Genomic DNA, 18,412 nt, shown 5'->3' on the forward strand with positions numbered 1-18,412 from the left:
GGGTAGCCGCCGGGGTTGGGGTAGCCGCCGGGGTTGGGGTAGCCGCCGGGGTTGGGGTAGCCGCCGGGGTGAGCGAAGAAGACGTGGTTCGGCCGCGCGGCGAAGCCCCTCGACCTGAGCTCGCGGCCGGCCGCCACCGGGTCGGGCACGCCGCGGATCAACAGCAGCTGGTCATCGGTCGGCTCGGTGCGTGACAGCACCGCTTCGTTGGAGCGATCGGCCAGGTCGCCCACACGCTCGCGCAGTGCCGTGAGCGCGCGTCGTTCGACGATCAGCTGGTTGGGTCGGTACGCGAACGGCTGCCCGGCCCCGTCGGTCCGGAATTGCACCCTCGTGTCCCATGGGTCGGTGGTCAGTCGATCGACGTACGCTGCGCTCATGTCTCGGCCCCCGGTTGATGCTCGACACGGGAAGCATGGCACGTGACCGACCGCGCTGACGTCGATATTCTCGCCCCTGGCGTCCTCGACAAGCTGGTGCAGACCCGGCCTGCCGACGCGTTGGCGCTGAGCCGCGAGTGGCTCACGTCGCATCCGGCGGCCGGCGTCGATCGGGTCGTGGTCCGTGGCGGCATGGCACGAGCGTTGTTCGAGCTCGGCCTTGTCGAGCACGCCGTCGAGAACATCCGTCGCATCGACCGAGAGCGCGATCACTCCGATGGATCGATCGAGAGCGATCCACGCGTGGTCTCGGTGTACATGAGCGGCGCGGCGATCCTCGCTGAGGCCGGTCTGGTCGACGACGCGCTCGAGCGGCTCGACCTCGTCGAGCAGTCCGAGGCGCTGGCCAGCCTCGGACGCGTCCTGGTCCAGCGCGCGTACGTCCTGACCCACGCGGGGCGTCCGAGGGCTGCTCTCGAGCAGTTCGAGCGCGCCGAGCTGCTGCTGGTCGAGGACGGCGACGAACTCGGTGTGCTGCGGCTCGCCGTGAATCGCGGCGTCGTCCAACTGCAACGAGGACAGCTCACCGAGGCCGAGGGGGACTTCCGCCGGGCCGACTCGCTCGCGCAGACGCTCGGCCAGACGGCCATGCGCGCCGGCATCGCCTCGAATCTCGGCATCGTGTTCGCGCGCCGCAGGCAGCTCCGCGACGCACTGCGACAGTTCGACATCGCACGGGCGATCCACGCCGAGGTCGGGCAGCCCGGCCGGATGGTCGCCGTCACCGAGATCGACCGCGCCGAAGCGCTCATGCACGCCGGTCTGGTCGCCGACGCCGTCGAGGCGGCCGAGAACGGGCTCCGTCACGTCGAGCCGACCGGCAACCGGGTGGTCGTCGGCGATTGTCGCCTGCTGCTGGCGCGCACGCTGCTCGCGGCCGGCCGGCGGCGGGCGGCGCGTCGGGCAGCACGCGCTGCCGCCGACGTGTTCCGCTCGAGCGGCCGGCAGCGGATGGAGCCACACGCGGCGCTGGTCGAGCTGCAGGCGGCGCTCCTGGATGCCGACCGGTTCGAGTCGGTCAACGCCGCGCTGACCGAATCCGCACGCCTGCTCGACGAACTGGTCGACGGTGGGTGGGATCAGCTCGCCGACGAGCTCCGCGTCGAACGGGTACGGGCCGCGTTCGCGTGGGGCGCCCACGGGCAGGTCGCCCGCGACCTCGAGTGGCTCCGTCCGGGCGCGCGCAGTGGTGAGCGCAACGCGGCGCTGGCCGGGTGGTACGCGGAGGCGATCCATCGTTCGATCAACGGTGACGATCCGGGCGGCCTCGACGCCTGCCGATCGGGCCTCGATCTGCTCGACGACATCGTGGCCGAGTCGCCGACGCTCGAACGGCGATCGGCGGCGATGCGACTCGGCGAGGACCTCAGCCAGCTGACGATCGAGCTCGCCGTCGGCCTCGGCGACGCCGACACCGTGCTGGCTGCCGCCGAGGGCACCCGCGCCCGGGCATTGCACGACGAGCTGGCAGAGCCGCGCCGCCACCGGCCGCTCACCGAGGCGGGCGCCGAGCAGCTGCGGCGCGAGCTGGCCAGCCGCCTCGGCGACCGCGTGCTCGTCGAGTGGGTCGTCGTTCGTGGCGAGGTCTGGGCGGTGGTGGCCGACGCCGACAAATACCGCCTCGTCCGAGTCGCCCCGGTGAGCGAGGTGCGGCGGGCGATCGACCGCCTCGTCGTCTGGCTCGATCTCGCGCCGTCGGAACCGGACGCGTCGAGCGGCCGGGCCCGTCGTGCCGCGGCGCTCCTCGACGAGCTCCTCTTCGCACCCCTCGGGCTCCCCGCCGATGTCGGGATCGTCCTCGTACCGGTCGATCTGCTCCACGGCATTCCGTGGTCGGGGCTGCCCACCTTCGACAAACGGCCGATGGTCATCGCGCCCAACGCGCAGGTGTGGATCGAGGCCGACCGCCGGACGAAGGATCCCACTCGTACCGTCGGCCTCGTGCTCGGTCCCGGCGTGGGCGGATCGCTTCCGGAACACGACGCCGTGGCCGCCGTGTACCCCGACGCACGGATCGAGGTGGGCGACGCGGCGACGGCCGACACGACGCGGTCCATGCTGTCCGGCACCGGGCTCGTGCACATCGCCGCGCACGGCCGCTTCCGCTCGGACCACCCGTTGCTGTCCACCCTGCAACTCCACGAGGGCACGGCCACGCTCTACGAGACGCTGCCCGAGCGCCTGCGTTCGCAGCTCGTGATCCTCTCGAGCTGCGAAGGCGGCGCCCAGGGCACGACCGACGGCTCGGAGGTGCTCGGGTTCTCGGCGGTGATGCTCGCCCGCGGGGCGGCGGCCGTCCTCGCGCCGCTCACGATCGTGCCCGACCTCGAGTGCGCCGACTTCGTCGCCGACGTCCACCACGAGCTGGCGGCCGGCGAGCCGTTCGCCTGCGCCGTCGCCAACGTGCGGGGAAGGTGGCTGGGCGACGACGACCTGAGCCGCTGGGCGGTGGCGTCGTCGTTCAGTTGCTTCGGGGCCGGAGCCGTGACCGTGGAGGCTCAGAAGGCTCCGTGACGGCCGGCGCCGTCGGCGAACCTGGTGGCACCCTCGGCCGTCTCACCCGACGCGACGACGTCGAGGCCGAGTCGGGTCTCGCGTTCGAGCGCCTCGTCGAAGGTGAGGTCCCACTGCTCGTAGCTCGACCGTCGATCCGATCGCATGCAGCTCTGCGGGAAGCCGGCCAGCTGGTGGGCGAGCTCGACGGCTGCGGACAGCGCCCCACCGGGTTCGGTGATGCGGTTGGCCAGACCCATGCGCCGCGCCTCGTCGCCGCTAACGCCGCGGCCCGTCAGGATCAGATCGAGCGCATGGCTGTGCCCGAGCATCCTCGACAGCCGCACGGTGCCGCCGTCGACGAGCGGCACACCCCACCGTCGGCAGAAGACGCCGAACACGGCATCGCTCGCGGCGACCCTGAGATCGCACAGCATCGCCAGCTCGAGGCCGCCCGCCACCGCGAACCCTTCGACGGCGGCGATCGTCGGCTTCGTGAGCGCCATCCTGCTGGGCCCCATCGGTCCGTCGAGCGCCATGTCGACGTCGATCCGGTTGCCGCGACCGGTCGAGATCGCCTTGAGGTCGGCACCGGCGCAGAACGTGTCGCCCGCGCCGGTGAGCACGGCGACCGAGAGCGAGTCGTCGCCCTCGAACCTCCGGAACGCGTCGGCGAGCTCACCGGCGGTCGGCCCGTCGACTGCGTTGCGGACGTCGGGCCGATCGATCGTGATCACCGCAACGGGGCCGTCGACGTCGAAGCGAACCTGCACCCCCGCGGTCCTACTACGTCGTCGCCGGCACGTACGATTCGTGGATGCCGGAGGGGGACACGCTGCGCCGGCTCGCCACACGAATCGACGACCGCTTCGGCGGCGACGTGGTCACCCGCTGCGAGATGCGCGACCCGCGGCTCGCGTTGGTCGACCTGTCCGGCCGGCGCCTCGTCGGTGCCGATGCATACGGCAAGCACCTCTTCGTGCGCTTCGACGACGGCCGCTCACTCCACGCTCACCTCCGGATGTCCGGCAGCTTCGAGGTCGGTCGACCGTCTCGCGAGCCGACCTGGAAGCGCCGCGCCGAGCTGTGGTTGACGAACGGACGGCTCACCGCCGTCGACGTGCCCGTCCTCGACGTGCTCGACACCGACGACGAGCACACGGTCACCGATCGGCTGGGCCCTGACCTGTGTGCGCCCGACGGCGCGCCCGACCCCGACGAGATCGCCGTCCGGCTGGTCGCCGACCCCGAAGCGCCACTCACCGGCGCGCTACTCGACCAGCATCGAGTCGCCGGCTTCGGCAACATCTACGTCAACGACGTCCCCTTCATCGTCGGTGTCAGCCCGTTCCAGCCGGTCGGCGCGATCGACGGACTGAGTGGACTCGTCGCGATCGGCGTCGCGCTGATCCGCACGAACGCCGAGCGCGGCCCGCAGAACACGACGGGGCGCCGGCTCGGTACCGACGCCCGCTGGGTGCACGGAGCGGGCCGCCGTCCCTGCCCGGTGTGCGGCGGGAGGCTGCGCTATCAGGCCGAACGCGAGACACCGTGGGGTCGGTCGATCACCTGGTGCCCCGACTGCCAGCGCTCTGGCGACCGCGTCACGGCCGACCTCGAACGTGCCCGGCGTCTGATCGCGCTCCACCCGGCGACCAAGCAGGCGATCTTCCCGCGCCGCTGACGCTCAGATCTGCCGGCCGTGGTGCTCCCAGTGGGGGTCCCGGAGCAGGCGCTTCACGAGCTTGCCCGTGGCGGTGCGGGGCAGCGCGTCCGGGAACTCGAACGAGCGCGGGACCTTGTAGCCCGCGAGTGTCTCGCGGCAGAACGCCTGCAGTTCCCGAACCGTGTCCTCGTCGCCCGTCGAGCCGTCGACGAGCAGCACGGCCGCGCAGACCCCTTCGCCGAACTCGTCGTCGGGAATTCCGAACACGGCGGCGTCGACGACCGACGGATGTGTCACCAACCGAGCCTCGATCTCGGCCGGATAGATGTTCACGCCGCCGCTGATGATCATGTCGATCTCGCGGTCCGAGAGGAACAGGTAGCCGTCGTCGTCCAGGTAACCGATGTCGCCGACCGTCACGACGCCAGGGGCCAGGTGCGCGGCGGCGGTCTTCTCGGGGGCGTTGTGGTACGACATGTCCCCGCCCAGCCGGTTGTGGATGTAGATCGTCCCGACCTCGCCGGCCGCGAGCCGCTCGCCGTCCTCGCCGACCACGAGGATCTCCGACAGCGGTGAAGCGGGACCCACGCTGCCGGGCTTCGCGAGCCACTGCTCGCTCGAGATCAGGGTGCCGATGCCTGCGTCGGACGCCGCATACGTCTCGTGGATCACGGGGCCCCACCACTCGATCATCGCCCGCTTGATGTCGGGCGGGCACGGAGCCGCCGTGTGCCACACCGTTCGCAGCGTCGACCCGTCGAAGGCGGCCTTGACGTCGTCGGGCAGGCGCAGCAGGCGGGCGAAGTGGGTCGGGACGAAGTAGGCGTTCGTGATGCCCAGCGCGTCGATGTCCGCGAGGACGCCTGCGGGATCGAATCGCTGCCGCAGCACGATCGTGCATCCCGCGGCGAAGGGGACGGCCCCGAAGACGTACGGGCCGCCGTGGTACAGCGGGGCAGTGACGAGTGAGCGTCCCCCGCGGTCGATCCCGAACAGGTCGGTGTACCCGTCGACCGCCAGCTGGCCGAGCTCGATGTCGCCGCCGAGCGGCACGCCGGTGGAGCGCACCCCCTTCGGGTTGCCGGTCGTGCCCGAGGTGTACATCATCACCGAGCCGAGCGTCTGGTCCTCGGGCTCGGCCGGTGAGGCGTCGGCCAGCATCTGCTCGTACGACGTGCCGCTGCCGGTCGGCTCGGCGCCCGTCACCACGACGTCGATCGGCGCGCCGAGGCGGTCGACGGCGGCGAGCGCGAGATCGATGAACTCGCCGTCGACCACGACCGCACTCGCCCCGCTGTCGCCGAGCACGTAGGCGACCTCGGCGGCGCTGAAGTGCCAGTTGACCGGCGGGAACAGGTAGCCGCCGTGGAAGAGTGCGCTGCTCGCCTCGAGGAACTCCCGGCGGTTGCCGCACAGCAGCGCGACGGTCGAGCCCGCCTCGTGCCCACGGGCACGCAGACCGTCGAGGCACCGGTTGACGCGCTCGTCGAACTCGCGCCACGTGAGCGACCCGGCGTCGTCGATGACGGCGGCCTCACCGCCGCGACTCGACGCATGCGGTGCGCTGAGGCGAGCCATCAGCGCACCGTAGCGATCACCCGTGAATCGGCTTGCGTCGGGTGCTCAGGATCATGCCGGCGCCGAGCATGACGAGCAGCATGCCCATCAGGATCAGCGGGCGATCGTTGTCGCTGCCCGTGCGGGGCAGGAGCTGCACGACGGTCGTCGTCGGGGCGATGGTGGTCGTCGGCGGTTGCTGGGCGACCGACGTGGTGGTGACGACCGGGATGTCGACGCTGACGCCGGTCCTGGCCGACAGGTCGCAGACCTCGCCCGGGGCGGGGTCGCAACTCAGATCGGTCGCAGCCTGCTCGACGAACCAGCGACCCTCGCCGACCGCTCCGCCGATCGAGTCGGGCAGCGGCTCGGGCTCGAGCGCCGCGAGGTAGTTGCCGATCGCCATCGACTGGTTGAGGATCGCGTCGGACGACGTGAGCTCGGGGTCGACCGTCACCAGCAGCGTGATCGCCGGCGTGAACTCGCCCGGCGCCACGGCCTCGGCGAGGTCGCACCGCACGAGCTGCGGTCGGGTCGCCTCGACGAGCGTGCAGCTGCCGGCCGCCTCGCCGCCCACGATCTCGTAGTTGCCGTCCTCGTAGATGACCTCGGGTGGCAGCCGGTCGAAGATCGTGACCGGATCGAGCGTCAGCGCCCCGGTGTTCTCGGCGATGAGCGTGTAGTTCAGCTCGTCGCCGGGCTGCACGCTGGTCTTGTCGACCGTCTTCTCGAGCGAGATCGCCGCGAACGTGTTGGCGATGACGACACTGGTCGTCTCGTTCTTGTGGCCGTTCAGGATGAAGTCGTTCGGCGTGACCGATGTCGCCGACGCGTTGCCCGCGTCGACCTCTTCGATCTTGTACGTGATGCCCTCGGGGTTGAGCGTCGACGGCAGCGGCACGGTGATCGACTCACCGGCGGTCAGCTCGAACGTCTCGCTCTCTGGGACGAACGTGTCGCCCACCAGCCGGGAGACCTGGATCGTGTACACGGGCGCCGGATCGCCGGGCTCGCGCTCGGGGCCCTCGACGACCTTCTCGACGATGACGTCCTGCTGGCAGAACTCCTCCGGCGCGGTGGACGTCGCAACGACGCGACCCTCGTACAACACGTCGAAGGTCTCGCTGGCGCTCGACACCACGACCGAACCGTTGGCCGGGATGGTCGCCGACCCGTCGATCCACGTGACGTCGATCGGAACGTCCTCGTTGTTGGTCAGGCGATGCCAGTAGCGCTCGACCTCGTCGTTGACGTCGATGTCGAAGCAGATCGCCGTGACGCTTGTCGACGGCACGCAGTCGGGGGAGTCGGGCGGCAGCTGCGGATCCCATTCGCACGGCAACGTGGTCGTGGTGGTCGTGGTCGACGTGGTCGTGGTGGTCGTCGGCGCCGTCGTCGTGGTCGTCGTGCTGGTGGTCGTCGTCGTCGGCGGGAGCGTCGTCGACGTCGTGGTCGTGGTGGTGCTGGTGGTGGTCGTCGTCGTGGTGGTGGGCGGCACGAACGGTTGCACGATCGTCATCCCCACGAGCCAGGCGAACGATGCCGGCAGGTTGTTGCTCTGCAGGTCGTCGGCCGAGAGCGCCTGCACGCTCAGGCTGCCGACGCCGGCCGGCACCGGCACCTCGATCATCACCGTGTCCCACTCGGCGCCGTCGAACGACCCGAACAGGTTGGAGTAGCGGAGCTCGACCCCGTCGACGATGACCTCGATCGAGTTCGGCCGCTGGGTGGGCAGATCGGGCCCCTCGACGCTGCTGGCGAACATCACGATGTCGACGATGCGGTCGATCGGTGCCGGTTCGAAGGTGAACACCTGCGGAACGGTCGTGTCGAGCGGCGCGGGGAAGTTGATGAATGCCAGGTCGTTGCCGTCGACGAGGCCGATCTCGACCTCCGGACCGCCGTCGTCGTAGATCGCGATCAGCCCGAAGCCGTTGTCGACCAGGTCGAAGTCCATGTCGCTGACCGTGACCGAGTTCGAACCGGCGGCGATGATGCCGAGCTGAGTGATGTCGGCGCGGTACGTCGAGCTGTGGTGCTGGCCCAGCGCAGAGCTGAAGAAGAACGTCGGGCCACCGATCAGCGTGCCGGTGACCGAGTTGCCGTTGACCGAGACGGTGTCGTCGGCCCCCGTCCCGGGCGCCGAGTGCTGGCCCTCCCAGTAGGCGAGAACCTGGGTGACGGTCGCCCCTGCCGGGACGTCGAGCGTGAACGTGGCCGGACCGTCCTCGGTGCCGACACCCGCTGCTGCGGCGCCGGTACCCGCCGCGATCGGTACCGACGGATCACCGAGCGTCTCGGTGCCGTCCGCGAAGACAGGGGGCGCCATCACGGCCAAGCCCAGCGCGATCACCGCCGCGCCTGCCCAGCGCCGCGTCCGTCCTTGGTCCACCGACCCTTGGTCCACCGACTCGCCCATAGGGTGCTCCTCGCTCTGATCCCCACTTCCGCTTGAACGTACCTTAAGCGGTTCCACCACCACGTGTGAACGAGAATCCCCCGGTTTGGGACCGGTCGCGCGTTATCGACCACGCAGTGTGGTCAATCCGGTGAGGCGCGTGGTCTACGACGGCGTTCCTTGACGAAGCATGCGACGCAGGATCTTGCCGCTCGCCGACTTCGGGATCTCCTCGACGAACTCGACGAGGCGCACCTGCTTGTAGCTCGCCACGTGTTCGGAGACGTACGCCTGCACCTCGTCGACCGACAGCTCGGCGCCGGGCTGGGCTACGACGAACGCCTTGGGCAGCTCGCCGGCCTCCTCGTCGGGGATACCGATCACGGCGACGTCGGCGATCTTCGGATGCGCGACCAGGAGCGCCTCGAGCTCGGCAGGCGGCACCTGGAAGCCCTTGTACTTGATCAGCTCCTTCACCCGGTCGACGATCGTGACGTGGTGGTGCTCGTCGATGACGGCGATGTCGCCGGTGTGCAGCCATCCGTCGGGGTCGATCGTGTTGCGGGTGGCGACCTCGTTGTTGAGGTACCCCTTCATCACCTGCGGCCCGCGCACCCACAGCTCGCCCTCGGCGCCGACGGCGCGGTCCTCGCCCGTCTCGGGGTCGACGAGGCGGCACTCGGTGTTCGGGATCGTGACCCCGGACGTGCCCGGCCGGAAGTCCCCGACGACGGTGCAGTGGCTGACCGGGCTCAGCTCGGTCATGCCGTAGCCCTGCACGACCTCGCAGCCGATGCGGTTCGCCGCCTCGGCGGCCAGGTCGGCGCCGAGCGGCGCGGCACCGGAGAAGACCTGCTTGACCGAGCTCAGGTCGAACTGGTCGACCAGCGGGTGCTTCGCCAGCGCCAGCACGACCGGCGGGACGGCGAAGAAGCGGGTGACGTGGTGCTCCTGCACGATGGTCAGCGCCTGTTCGAGGTCGAAGCGCGGCATCGTCACCACGGTCGCGCCACCGGCGAGCGAGGCGTTCATCAGTACCTGCATGCCGTAGATGTGGAAGAAGGGCAGGAACGACAGCGCCACCTCTCCCTCGTGCTCGAGCTGGATGCACGGTTCGGCCTGGGCGATGTTCGCGACCAGGTTGTGGTGGGTGAGCATGACGCCCTTCGGCAACCCGGTCGTGCCCGAGCTATAGGGGAGCACGACGACGTCGTCGTCGAGATCGACGGGCACCTGCTCGATCGGTTCGCCGAGGAGCTCGAGCGCGTTGCCGGTGCCCTCGGCGCCGTCGAGGGTCAGCACCTCGCTCACGTCGGTGCCGTCGATCGCGGCCTGCGCGGTCTCGGCGAACATGCCGATGGTGATGAGCATCGAGGCACCGGCGTCCTGGAGCTGGAAGCGGACCTCCTCGGCGCCGTAGACCGGGTTGATCGTGGTGACCGTGCCGCCCGCCACGGCGACGCCGTGGAACACCACCGCGTACTCGGGGATGTTCGGCGCCATGATCCCGAGCGTGTCGCCCGTGCCGAAGCCTCGGGCGGCCAGGCCGCCGGCGAAGCGGTGGATCATGTCGTGCAGCTGACCGAACGTGTAGCTGCGACCGCTCGGCCCGTCGATGACCGCGACCCGCTCGGGGTCGGTCGCCGCGTAGCGCATCACGTGCTCGGTCACGGACACGTCGGGAATGGCGACGTCTGGCATCGGGCTCCGGTGGATGATCATGCGCCGAGACTAGTGAGGGCGCCCGCGTGCGGTCTCAGGAGCGTTCGAGGAACCGCAGCGCCGCGAGCGCCGACTCGCGGCGCCAGCGTCCGACGTGGTCCGGCTCGTCGCTCGCCGTCAGCGCCTCGATGGCGGGGCGCAGCCGTTCGAGCTGCACCTCGAAGAGTTCGTCGACGTCGAGCCCCGACCGCTCGCGCAGGGCGACCTTCACGAGGAACTCGGTGCGGAGGTCCCGGAGGTGGTCGACCGGCGCGCCGAGCCATGCGCGTCGGCGGCGCCGCCCCGCCGGTGTGATGGCGAGCTCGGCGCGGCGTTCCGCGGCGTCCCTGGTCGCGAGGCCGAGCTCGACGAGATGGTCGACCGAGCGATACGTGAGTGCGCGGCTCAGGGACCAGATCCGTCCGAGCTCGCCGTCGGGAGCGAGCAGCTTGACCAGTGCCCAACCGTGCGTCCGACCCTCGCCGATGATCGCGAGGCACACGTGATCGGCGAGCGAGGGCTGCGTCGTCGGCACGGGAGGAGTGTACGTTCGATGCCATCGTTAGTCAGGAACTGACTAGTCTGCACCGATGGCCCGCAGCCGGATCGTCCTGGTCGGCGTCGCAGCCGCTGTGACACCGGCGCTCGGTTGCGGCGGTTCCGCCCGCGAGGAGGTGACGGTGTTCGCTGCGTCGTCGCTCGTCGACGTGTTCGAGGAGATCGCAGTGGCATACGAGTCGCAGCATCCCGACGTCGACGTCGTGGTCAGCCCGGGCGGTTCGTCGTCGCTCGCCGCGCAGATCGAGAACGGTGCACCCGCCGACGTGTTCGCCGCCGCCGACGTGCGCAGCATGGAACGGGTGCTCGGCGCGGTTGCCGTCGCCGAGCAGCCCCAGGTGTTCGCCGTCAACCGGCTGGCGATCGCCGTCGAGGCCGGCAACCCGCTCGGCATCGCGGGTCTCGGGGACCTCGTCGACGACCGGCTCGTCGTCGTGCTCGCGGCTGCCGAGGTACCGGCGGGCGGCTACGCGAACGAGGTCCTGACCCGCGCCGGCGTCGACGTCCAGGTCGACTCCTCCGAGCAGAGCGTGCGCGCGGTGGCGACCAAGATCGCGCTCGGCGAGGCCGACGTCGGGCTGGTGTACCGCACCGATGTGCTGGCGAGCGCTGGTGAGCTGACCGAGGTCGCCATCCCCGACGCTGTGAACGTGCGTGCCGAGTACCCGATCGTCGCGCTCGGCAGCGACGACGTCGCCCGCGACGTCGTGGCGTTCGTCCTCGGCGACGCCGGCCGGGCAGCGCTCGCCGATGCCGGGTTCGAGCTGCCGTGAACGGGCGCCGCACCCGCCCGACGGCCCGGCCACCGGCGATCCTCCTGGCGGCAGGCGTCGTCGGGGCACTGGTGTTCGTCGCTCCGCTCGTTGCGCTCGTCGTGCGGGCGCCGTGGCGTTCGTCGTTCGACATCGTGGGCGAGGGGCCCGTCCGCACCGCCCTGTGGCTCTCGCTCACGACCTCGATCACCGCCACCGCGCTCTCGATCGTGCTGGGTGTCCCGCTGGCGTGGCTGCTCGCACGCACGAGCCTGCCGGGCCGCGGTGTCGTGCGCGCGGTGTGCACGCTGTCGATGGTGTTGCCGCCCGTCGTCGCCGGGGTCGCGCTGTTCCTCGCGCTCGGCCGGCGAGGCGTGCTCGGCGAATGGCTCGATCGCTGGTTCGGCGTCAGCCTCCCGTTCACCACGCCGGCCGTGGTCCTGGCACAGGTCTTCGTGGCGATGCCGTTCCTGGTACTGACGGTCGAGGCGGCGCTGCGGCAGCTCGACGTGCGATACGAGGACGCGGCCCGGACACTGGGTGGCCGCGAACTGTACGTCTTCCGGCGCGTCACGCTGCCGGCGATCCGCCCGGCCCTCGTCGCCGGCGCCGTCCTCACGTGGGCGCGGGCGCTCGGTGAGTTCGGCGCGACGATCACGTTCGCGGGCAGCTTCCCGGGGACGACGCGGACCATGCCACTCGAGACCTACCTCGCGCTCGAGAACGACCCCGATCGGGCCGTGCTCCTCAGCCTCGTGCTGGTGACGGTCTCGTTCGTCGTGCTCTACGCGCTGCGAGATCGGTGGCTGGGGGCAGCGCTGCGAGGGGCGTCGACGTGACACTCCACATCGAGGCGGGGGTCGACGTGGCCGGGTTCCGGGTCGACGTCGACCTCACGGTCGAGCGCGGCGAGACCGTCGCGCTCGTCGGGCCGAACGGCGCCGGCAAGTCGTCGGTCCTGCGTGCCATCGCCGGGCTCCTGCCGGTCACGTCGGGCCGGGTGCTCTTCGAGGGTCGCACCTGGGACGACCCGCGCGCCGGCGTGTTCGTCGACCCTGCGGTGCGGCGGGTCGGCGTGGTGTTCCAGCAGTACCTCCTCTTCGATCACCTGTCGGCGCTCGACAACGTGGCGTTCGGGCTGCAGGCAGCCGGGACGGCGCGGACCGAGGCGCGCGCGATCGCCCGCGATCACCTCGAGCGACTCGGGCTGGCCGAGGTCGCGGCCCAGCGCCCGGCGACGCTGTCCGGCGGGCAGGCTCAACGGGTTGCGATGGCACGCGCGCTCGCGATCTCGCCGCCGGTGCTCCTGCTCGACGAACCGATGGCGGCGCTCGACGTGTCCGCCCGATCGGCGGTGCGCCACGACCTGCAGCGCCGCATGTCGTCGATCGACGCCTGCCGGCTGCTCGTGACGCACGACCCGGCCGACGCGTTCGCGCTCGCGGACCGGTGCGTGGTGTTGGAGGCCGGGCGGATCACGCAGCACGGCACGTTGCCCGAGCTCGCCGCAGCGCCCCGGACCTCGTACATCGCCGATCTGGTCGGCACCAACCTCCTCCATGGCGAGCTCGACGGGGGCCGCTTCCGTGCCGACCAGGGCTTCGAGCTCGCGGTCGGCGCGCACGATGCCCGTGACGGCGCCGTGCTGGCGAGCGTCCGGCCGGCTGCGATCGCGCTGCACCGCGATCGACCCGAGGGCAGCCCGCGCAACGTCTGGTCGACGCACGTCGTCGCGACATCGGCCACGGCCGACCGTGTGCGTGTCCGCCTGGCCAGGCCGGCCGACCTCGTCGTCGAGGTCACCCCGCGCGGCTACGACGCGCTGGGGCTCGACGTCGGCGACCAGGTGTGGGCGTCGGTCAAGGCGTCGGAGATCACCGTCGTGCCGGACTGAGGCACGGCCCGGACCCGGGCCCGGACGTAGTAGATCCACGAGATGATTCCGATCGACCCGGAACGGGTTTCGGGACCAGGAGCCTCGTTCACCTCAGCGGCGTGAGCATCTGCGGTGTCGTGGGTCTGTGTCCCCGAGTTGCATCTCGTGGATCTGGCTGAAGTATCGCGCCGCTGTCAACCCCCAGCTACCGTCGCCGCATGCGCCAGACCGATCCCGTCCTGATGGGCCCCGGGCCCTGCAACGCCTATCCCGAGGTCATGGAGGCGTTCGCACGGCCGGTCATGGGGCACCTCGACCCGTCGTTCCTCGCCCTGATGGACGAGGTCGGCGACCGGCTCAGGCAGGTGTTCCGTACCGCGAACCCGCTCACGTTCGCGGTGTCGGGAACCGGCTCGGCGGGGATGGAGGCGGCGTTGGTGAACTTCGTCGGCGAGGGCGACACCGTGGTCATCGGCGTCAACGGCGTGTTCGGCGGTCGGATGTGCGACGTCGCGGCGCGGTGCGGCGCCGAGGTCGTCCGCGTCGAAGCGCCGTGGGGCACCCCGATCGACCCGCAGCAGCTGCTCGATGCACATCCGTCGCCGTCGATGATCGCGGTCGTGCACGCCGAGACGTCGACCGGTGTGCGCAACGATCTCGCCGAGCTCGGCGCAGCGAAGGGCGATGCGCTGCTCCTGGCCGACTGCGTGACGTCACTCGGCGGGATCGACCTGCGGGTCGACGAGTGGGGCGTCGACATCGCGTACAGCGGCACGCAGAAGTGCCTGGGTGTGCCCCCGGGGCTCGCGCCGCTGACCGTGTCCGAGCGAGCCCTCGGCCGCCTGCGCGACGTGCCGCAGTCGTGGTACCTCGACCTCAACATGATCGCCAGGTACGTGATGGGGGAGGGCGCCCGCGCCTACCACCACACGGCGCCGATCTCGATGGTCTACGCCCTCCATGCCGGCCTCGGTGTCCTGCTCGACGAGGGGCTCGACGCGTCGTTCGCACGCCACAGCGCGTGCGGCGGAGCGCTCCAGGACGGCCTCGAGGCGCGCGGCTTCGAGCTCTTCGCCCAGGAGGGCAGCCGGCTGCCCCAGCTCACGTCGGTCTGGGTGCCCGATGACCGGCTGCCGGCCGGCGCGACCGAGGCCGACGTGCGCCGCACGCTGCTCGAGGAGTACGGCATCGAGATCGGCGGCGGCCTGGGCGACCTCGCAGGCAAGGGTTGGCGGATCGGCTGCATGGGCCACACTGCGCGGCGGCGCAACGTCGCGTTGCTGCTGGCGGCGCTCGACGACGTACTCGTCGGCTAGACACCCCCGACCGCTTCACCTCCGGCGCGTCATCCCGGACGCGTCACATCCACGAGGTGGATCCGATCGACCCGGACAGGTTTCGGGACCAGGAGCCATGTTCGCCTCGAGCGTCCCGTTGCCGAACCGCTGTCGGTGTCGTGGATCTGCGTCCCCGTGCTCACCTCGTGGATGTGCAATCAGTATGTCCAGGGCCCGAAAAGGCCAGTAGGGCCGAAGGTCCCGACCGGATTGCGGTCAGGTGACGACGCCGCACCCGCCGTGCGTGTGGGGAAGGATGGGCTGATGTCACTCGTGTTGGTCACGGGATCGTCGGGGCAGGTCGGTCGCGCCGTGGCGGCGTCGCTCGAGACGGCCGGCAGATCCGTCCGGCGCTTCGACCTCGTCGACGGCGACGACCTGCGAGACGCCGCCGCCGTGCGCGCCGCGACGCGCGGCTGCGACGCGATCGTCCACGCCGGCGCGATCGCCCACGACCGTGCGGGGACGCCCGACGACATCGTGGCGACGAACGTCCTCGGCACGTGGCACGTCCTGTCGGGTGCCGAGCAGCACGGTGTCGGCAGGATCGTCGTCTTCTCGTCCGCGCAGGTGTTCGGGTTCGCCGAGGGCGAGGGCGAGCCGGTGTCGCTGCCGGTCGACGACGACCACCCCTTGCTCGCCTCGCGCCCGTACGGCATGTCGAAGCGGCTGGTCGAGCAGATGTGCGACGCATGGACCACCCGCACCCGCATCACGACGATCGTGCTGCGCCCGGTGATGATCCTCGACGACGAGGCGCTCGGGCACGTCAGCGAGGATCAGGCGGAGCTCGGCGCGTTCGTGCATCTCGACGACGTCGCGGCCGCGGTCGAGCTGGCGCTGGCTGCCGGCATCGAGGGCCACGTCCGCATGACCCTGTGCGGCCCGGGCCGCTTCGACACCGCGCGCGCCCGCCGGTTGCTGGGATGGCAGCCGTCGCGGTCGTGGACGCGGTGACCGCTCGGCACGTGGGATCGACACCGCCGATCGGCACGACCCGGCGATCCGAGCGCTACACGACCACGTTGACCATGCGGCCGGGCACGACGATGACCTTCTTGGGCGTCTTGCCGTCGACGGCCGCCGCGACCTTCGCGTCGGCGAGCGCGGCCGCCTCGACCGTGGCGGCGTCGGCGTCGGCGGCGACCGTGATGTGGCCGCGCACCTTGCCGTTGACCTGCACCGGGTACTCGACGGTGTCGTCGACCAGGTAGCGCTCGTCGGCGACCGGGAAGTCGGCGTAGGTCAGGGTGTCGTCGTGGCCGAGCTTGCGCCACAGCTCCTCGGCGAAGTGCGGGACGAGCGGTGCCGCCATGAGCACCATCGGCTCGGCGACGGCGCGGGGCGTCACGTCGAGTTTGGTGACGGCGTTGTTCAGCTCGATCAGCTTCGCGATGGCGGTGTTGAAGCGGAGCCCGTCCATCTCGGTTCGGACGGCGTCGATCGTCCGGTGCAGCAGCCGAGTGGTCGCCTCGTCGACGTCGCCGTCGGCGACGGTGCACTCGCCGGTGTGCTCGTCGACCATGTTGCGCCACAGCCGCTGCAGGAATCGGAACATGCCGACCACGTCGTCGGGCTCCCACGGGCGGTCGCGGTCGAGCGGCCCGGCCGCCATCTCGTAGAGCCGCAGCGTGTCGGCCGAGTACTGCGAGCAGAACTCGTCGGGCGTGACTGAGTTCTTCTTGCTCTTGCCCATCGCGCCCCACTCGCGGGTGACGGGCTCGTCGTCGTGGAAGAACTGGCCGTCGCGCTCGACCACCTCGTCGGCGGGCACCCAGATCTTCCGGGCGTCCTGGTAGGCGTAGGTCTGCACGTACCCCTGGTTGAACAGCCGGTAGTACGGCTCCGTGGACGAGACGTGCCCGAGGTCGTAGAGCACCTTGTGCCAGAACCGCGAGTACAGCAGGTGCAGCACTGCGTGCTCGACGCCGCCGACGTAGAGGTCGACACCGCCCGGGTGGTCGGGCCGTACGTCGGGCCGCGGGCCCGTCCAGTACTGCTCGACCGCGGGGTCGACCAGCGCGTTCTCGTTGGTCGGGTCGCAGTAGCGCATCTGGTACCAGCACGAACCGGCCCACTGGGGCATCACGTTGGTGTCGCGCCGGTAGGGCTGCAGGCCGTCGCCGAGGTCGAGCTCGACCTCGACCCACTCGGGCAGCCGGTCGAGCGGGCTCTCGGGGTTCGAGAACTCGTCGTCGGGATCGAAGGTGCGCGGCGAGAAGCTGTCGGTGTCGGGCAGCTCGACCGGCAACATGTCGTCGGGCAGCGTGTGCGGGAAGCCGTCGACGTCGTAGACGATCGGGAAGGGCTCGCCCCAGTAGCGCTGCCGGCTGAACAGCCAGTCGCGCAGCTTGTAGGTGATCGCCGACTCGCCGCGGCCGTTCGCCTCGAGCCAGGCATTGGTCATCTTGATGCCATCGGTCTTGTTGTCGACGCCGTCGAGGTCGAGGGTGTCGTTCGCGGAGTTGACGTACGGGGCGTCGCCGACGAACGCCACCTGCCAGTTGGAGGTGTCGAGCGCATCGGGCGAGTGGGGGTCGACGCCCTGGTCCTCCAACCACGCGGCCGGCGGGCGTTGGATGGCGGGGATGTCGAGGCCGAACTTGCGGGCGAACTCGAAGTCGCGCTGGTCGCCGCACGGCACGGCCATGATCGCCCCGGTGCCGTAGCCCATCAGCACGTAGTCGGCGATCCAGATCGGGATGCGGTCGCCGTTGACGGGGTTGATCGCGTGGGCCCCCGTGAAGACGCCGGTCTTCTCGCGGGTCTCGTCCTGGCGATCGATCTCTTTCTTCGCCGTTGCGTCCCGCCGGTATGCCGCGACGACCTCGGCCTGCTCGGCCGTGGTCAGCGTCTCGACGTACGGATGCTCGGGGGCCAACACCATGAACGTCGCGCCGAACAGCGTGTCGGGTCGGGTGGTGAACACGGTGATGTCGCCCGCATCCGAACCGAAGTCGACGTTGGCGCCGGTGGAGCGGCCGATCCAGTTGCGCTGCATGGTCTTGATCGCGTCGCTCCAGTCGAGCGCGTCGAGATCGTCGAGCAGCCGGTCCGCGTAGGCGGTGATCCGCATCATCCACTGGTGCATGCTGCGCTTGAACACCGGGAAGTTGCCGCGATCGCTGCGACCGTCGGCGGTGACCTCCTCGTTGGCGACGACCGTGCCGAGCCCGGGGCACCAGTTGACCGGTGCCTCGCTGACGTACGCCAGCCGGTGGTCGTCGACGAGGCGTTTGCGCTCGCTCGCGTCGAGCTCGGCCCACGGGCGGCCGTCGGGTGTCGCCCGGGAGCCCGACTCGAACTCGGCGATCAGCTCGGCGATCGGGCGCGCCCGATCTTGCTCGGCGTCGTACCACGCGTTGAAGATCTGGCCGAAGATCCACTGCGTCCAGCGGTAGTAGCCGGGGTCGGTGGTGGCGACGCTGCGGCGCTGGTCGTGCCCCAGCCCGAGGCGGCGGAGCTGGCGCCGGTAGTTGGCGACGTTCTGGGCGGTGGTGACCGCAGGGTGCTGACCGGTCTCGACGGCGAACTGCTCGGCCGGCAGCCCGAACGCGTCGAACCCCATCGTGTGCAACACGTTGTGGCCGGTCATCCGCTTGAACCGGGCGTAGACGTCGGTGCCGATGAACCC

13 protein-coding genes and 1 pseudogene are annotated in these 18,412 nt (G+C 70.6%); 7 read left to right on the forward strand and 7 right to left on the reverse strand.

Annotated elements, in window-relative coordinates:
* A pseudogene (locus tag QNJ12_RS18440) lies at positions 1-380 on the reverse strand (hypothetical protein); the annotation flags it as partial.
* A gap of 42 nt (positions 381-422) precedes the next feature.
* On the opposite strand from QNJ12_RS18440, the gene QNJ12_RS18445 reads away from it, so the two are divergent.
* A complete protein-coding gene (locus QNJ12_RS18445; RefSeq protein ID WP_300624867.1) occupies positions 423-2,954 on the forward strand; it encodes a CHAT domain-containing protein in 2,532 nt (843 codons plus the stop codon).
* Here QNJ12_RS18445 and QNJ12_RS18450 read toward each other — a convergent pair.
* Positions 2,939-3,706: a crotonase/enoyl-CoA hydratase family protein gene (locus tag QNJ12_RS18450; RefSeq protein WP_300624869.1), complete on the reverse strand. Its 768-nt coding sequence runs from the start codon at positions 3,704-3,706 to the stop codon at positions 2,939-2,941. The genes QNJ12_RS18445 and QNJ12_RS18450 overlap by 16 nt on opposite strands.
* A gap of 44 nt (positions 3,707-3,750) precedes the next feature.
* Between QNJ12_RS18450 and QNJ12_RS18455 the strand changes: the two genes are divergently transcribed.
* The gene (locus QNJ12_RS18455) at positions 3,751-4,617 is read left to right on the forward strand and encodes a DNA-formamidopyrimidine glycosylase family protein (RefSeq protein WP_300624871.1); all 867 of its coding nucleotides are present in this window, start codon (positions 3,751-3,753) and stop codon (positions 4,615-4,617) included.
* Positions 4,618-4,620: 3 nt separating this feature from the next.
* On the opposite strand, the gene QNJ12_RS18460 is transcribed toward QNJ12_RS18455, so the two are convergent.
* From QNJ12_RS18460 to QNJ12_RS18475, 4 genes are all read right to left on the reverse strand, one after another.
* Entirely contained in the window at positions 4,621-6,177 is a 1,557-nt protein-coding gene (locus QNJ12_RS18460) for an AMP-binding protein (protein ID WP_300624873.1), read from the reverse strand.
* Positions 6,178-6,193: 16 nt separating this feature from the next.
* On the reverse strand, positions 6,194-8,548 hold the full coding sequence (locus QNJ12_RS18465) for an LPXTG cell wall anchor domain-containing protein (protein WP_300624875.1): 2,355 nt from the start codon (positions 8,546-8,548) through the stop codon (positions 6,194-6,196).
* A gap of 171 nt (positions 8,549-8,719) precedes the next feature.
* Positions 8,720-10,276 carry an AMP-binding protein gene (locus tag QNJ12_RS18470; protein WP_300624877.1) on the reverse strand — a complete coding sequence of 519 codons (1,557 nt, stop codon included), beginning with the start codon at positions 10,274-10,276 and terminating at the stop codon, positions 8,720-8,722.
* 34 nt (positions 10,277-10,310) lie between these two features.
* Positions 10,311-10,790 carry a hypothetical protein gene (locus tag QNJ12_RS18475; RefSeq protein ID WP_300624878.1) on the reverse strand — a complete coding sequence of 160 codons (480 nt, stop codon included), beginning with the start codon at positions 10,788-10,790 and terminating at the stop codon, positions 10,311-10,313.
* A 55-nt stretch (positions 10,791-10,845) separates the two neighbouring features.
* Between QNJ12_RS18475 and modA the strand changes: the two genes are divergently transcribed.
* The 5 genes from modA (at position 10,846) to QNJ12_RS18500 (ending at position 15,735) form a co-directional block, all read left to right on the forward strand.
* Complete coding sequence (modA, locus tag QNJ12_RS18480) at positions 10,846-11,586, forward strand: molybdate ABC transporter substrate-binding protein (RefSeq protein ID WP_300624880.1); 741 nt, start codon at positions 10,846-10,848, stop codon at positions 11,584-11,586.
* A 38-nt stretch (positions 11,587-11,624) separates the two neighbouring features.
* A complete protein-coding gene (locus QNJ12_RS18485) occupies positions 11,625-12,404 on the forward strand; it encodes an ABC transporter permease (RefSeq protein ID WP_367281814.1) in 780 nt (259 codons plus the stop codon).
* Positions 12,401-13,459, forward strand: coding sequence for an ABC transporter ATP-binding protein (locus tag QNJ12_RS18490; RefSeq protein WP_300624883.1), 1,059 nt, complete (start codon positions 12,401-12,403; stop codon positions 13,457-13,459). The genes QNJ12_RS18485 and QNJ12_RS18490 overlap by 4 nt, the downstream gene beginning before the upstream one ends.
* Before the next feature lie 200 nt (positions 13,460-13,659).
* Entirely contained in the window at positions 13,660-14,757 is a 1,098-nt protein-coding gene (locus tag QNJ12_RS18495) for an alanine--glyoxylate aminotransferase family protein (protein ID WP_300624885.1), read from the forward strand.
* 285 nt (positions 14,758-15,042) lie between these two features.
* On the forward strand, positions 15,043-15,735 hold the full coding sequence (locus QNJ12_RS18500) for an NAD(P)-dependent oxidoreductase (RefSeq protein ID WP_300624887.1): 693 nt from the start codon (positions 15,043-15,045) through the stop codon (positions 15,733-15,735).
* Positions 15,736-15,790: 55 nt separating this feature from the next.
* On the opposite strand, the gene leuS is transcribed toward QNJ12_RS18500, so the two are convergent.
* Positions 15,791-18,412: leucine--tRNA ligase (gene leuS, locus QNJ12_RS18505; RefSeq protein WP_300624889.1), on the reverse strand; the 2,622-nt coding region annotated here is incomplete at its 5' end.

Source organism: Ilumatobacter sp., from assembly GCF_030065885.1.
Taxonomy (GTDB): domain Bacteria; phylum Actinomycetota; class Acidimicrobiia; order Acidimicrobiales; family Ilumatobacteraceae; genus Ilumatobacter.

Bases quoted from the DNA above. Each gene is read 5' to 3' on its own strand.
- QNJ12_RS18455 (WP_300624871.1), top strand. From the start codon at position 3,751: ATGCCGGAGGGGGACACGCTGCGCCGGCTCGCCACACGAATCGACGAC.
- QNJ12_RS18460 (WP_300624873.1), bottom strand. From the start codon at position 6,177: ATGGCTCGCCTCAGCGCACCGCATGCGTCGAGTCGCGGCGGTGAGGCC.
- QNJ12_RS18470 (WP_300624877.1), bottom strand. From the start codon at position 10,276: ATGATCATCCACCGGAGCCCGATGCCAGACGTCGCCATTCCCGACGTG.
- QNJ12_RS18495 (WP_300624885.1), top strand. From the start codon at position 13,660: ATGCGCCAGACCGATCCCGTCCTGATGGGCCCCGGGCCCTGCAACGCC.
- QNJ12_RS18500 (WP_300624887.1), top strand. From the start codon at position 15,043: ATGTCACTCGTGTTGGTCACGGGATCGTCGGGGCAGGTCGGTCGCGCC.
- modA (WP_300624880.1), top strand. From the start codon at position 10,846: ATGGCCCGCAGCCGGATCGTCCTGGTCGGCGTCGCAGCCGCTGTGACA.